The following is a 2,494-nucleotide window of genomic DNA, read 5'->3' as shown; positions in this document are numbered from 1 at the left end:
ACGCCTCTTGGATTTACAATTTACGGTCACGAAGTTGACTATGATTTTAACGAAGAGAGTAAATAGTAACATATTAAATTAGGTTGCTAGTCTTATTAAATAACCGGTTTTAAAATCGGTTATCTTTTCTATTTCTCCCATAACAGCTGTTCAGCGGTTATGGGAGAAATTATTGTTCAAAACCTATTCCAAACTCCTCGGTATTTTTTCACATAATGCAGTTTCATTAAAAGAGATAAATGCAAGTGAACTATTGGCATAAATATAGTGAATTAATTAGCTCGTGAAAAAACGAGCTTTTATTAATTGTTGTATAGGAATTGTCTGTTTTTTTATATTGTAGTAAAATAATTATAGATAACAGAAATATTGAATGGAAAAGAACGGCGTGTAGTCTTACCGAGCTTGCAAGGGATGGAACTCTCTTGATTCGAATCCAGGAAAACGTTGGCATGGGAATTGCTTTAGTAATAATATAAATTCCAAGGAGGATTAATATGGCTATTTATATTTTGTAGCAAAAAAATGCGGATTTATGTAAAGATTTTAATTAGTTTATACTTGATATATTTCATAATTGACACATCTTGAGTCAGTGATATTTATGAGTAAGGTCATAAGATTAACGACAGAACTTCGGAAAATAAGAAAGGAAGGTTAGTATGAAAAAAAACACTGTTGAGAAACCGATTTTTTATGCTGCTATTATTGTTGCGCTAATAGTAGTTATACCTATGATATTAAACCCAGATGGGGCAAATAGCTTGATGAATACAGCATTTGGAAAGCTTGTGAATAATTTTGGATGGGCGTATCTGTGGTTTGCTGTTATTTCATTAATCTTATTGATGTATATAGCGTTCAGCAATTATGGAAATATAAGGCTTGGAGAACCCGGTGAAAAGCCGCAGCACTCTACTTTTTCTTGGATAGCGATGTTGCTTTGTGCGGGTATCGGATCAAGTCTATTGTACTGGAGTTCAATAGAATGGGCGTATTACTTCATGAGTCCTCCATATGGAGCGGAGCCATTTTCGTTGGCTGCAGTCGATTGGGCGACAAGTTACGGCCTTTTTCACTGGGGAGTAAGTGCATGGGCAATGTATACATTGCCGACTATACCTATTGCATATGTATATTGGGTTAGAAAAAATCCTTCCATGAAGTTGAGTACGGCTTGCAGTGGAGTTATAGGAGAAGAGAGAGCCAAGGGATGGCTTGGAAAAGCCATAGACATATTTTTTATTTTCGGACTGATGGGTGGATGCGGAACTTCCATAGGTCTGGGAACGCCAATGATAACGGCTGGATTGAATACTTTGTTCGGTATTCCGAAAAGCTTTACGGTTGATTTGATTATAATTATATGCTGGTGCCTCGTTATCGGCTTAAGTTTGTACAGAGGGCTTGAAAAAGGACTGAAGCAGTTGAGTACCTTGAATCTAAAAATGGCTATATTTGTATTGCTGTTTGTATTGTTTGTAGGTCCGACATTTTTCATACTCAATACTATGAGTGATGGTTTGGGACATATGTTCCAGAATTTTGCAAAGATGAGTTTCTGGACTGACAGTGTAGGGGGGTCAGGATTTCCACAGGGATGGACAGTGTTTTACTGGGCATGGTGGATAGTAGTAGCACCTTTCATGGGTATCTGGGTAGCAAAAATATCAAAAGGAAGAACCTTGAAAGAATTAATTTTGGCGGAAATAATATGGGGTTCAGTTGGATGCTGGCTGTCATACAGTGTCTTGGGAAATTATGCGCTTTACCTGGAGATTAACAATATAGTACCGATAACCGGGATCATAGCAAATCAGTCGACCTATGATGCAATCTGTGCTATGCTGCTAAGCTTGCCAATGGGTAAGGTAATATTGTTCATGTTCATATCTACAATGTTTATTTTCCTTTCTACAACAATGGATTCAGCTGCCTTTACTACAGCGCTTGTTGCATCTAAAGACTTGGAGTTTGGAGAAGATCCGGTAAAGTGGTACAGAGTGTTCTGGGGATTCCTTTTAGCTGCATTGCCAATAGCACTATTGTTTTCAGGAGGAGCACTAAGGGCACTACAGACTTCATCAGCTGTTGCATCGCCTCCAATCATACTGATCTTCATAGTCATGACTATATCGTTTTTCATTTGGGTCAGGGAAGATGGTGCATTGGAGAAGTACAGTGGCAATACTAGAGTTGACAAGGGAGAATTTAATGAAGAATAAACTACTAATTAGAAATGGAAGAATATATGACAGGTCAGTGGATTTAATATACGAGTCGCTTGATATTCTTATTGAAGATAATGAAATTGTTGAACTGGGTAAGAATCTTAAATGCGATGATTGTGAAGTTTTGAATTTGAATGGAGAGATAGTTACATATGGATTTATTGACGTACATACTCATGTAGACTGTAATGAAGAAGAGGGATTTGCCATATCACCTGATTTGGTGGGCGTTAATCAAGGTGTTCCGATAATTATTGATGCCG

At 37.4% G+C, this 2,494-nt stretch carries 1 protein-coding gene and 1 pseudogene; both read left to right on the top strand.

Features of this window, described 5'->3' with window-relative positions:
- The first annotated feature begins 662 nt into the window (after window positions 1-662).
- Entirely contained in the window at window positions 663-2,225 is a 1,563-nt protein-coding gene (locus BUB05_RS18275; RefSeq protein ID WP_073051211.1) for a BCCT family transporter, read from the top strand.
- Window positions 2,215-2,494, top strand: a pseudogene (locus BUB05_RS18270) (hypothetical protein); the annotation flags it as partial. The gene BUB05_RS18275 and the pseudogene BUB05_RS18270, both read left to right, overlap by 11 nt.

The sequence above is a fragment of the Dethiosulfatibacter aminovorans DSM 17477 genome (genome assembly GCF_900142005.1).
GTDB classification, from domain to species: domain Bacteria; phylum Bacillota; class Clostridia; order Tissierellales; family Dethiosulfatibacteraceae; genus Dethiosulfatibacter; species Dethiosulfatibacter aminovorans.
This window is presented reverse-complemented; position numbering and strand designations above follow the sequence as displayed.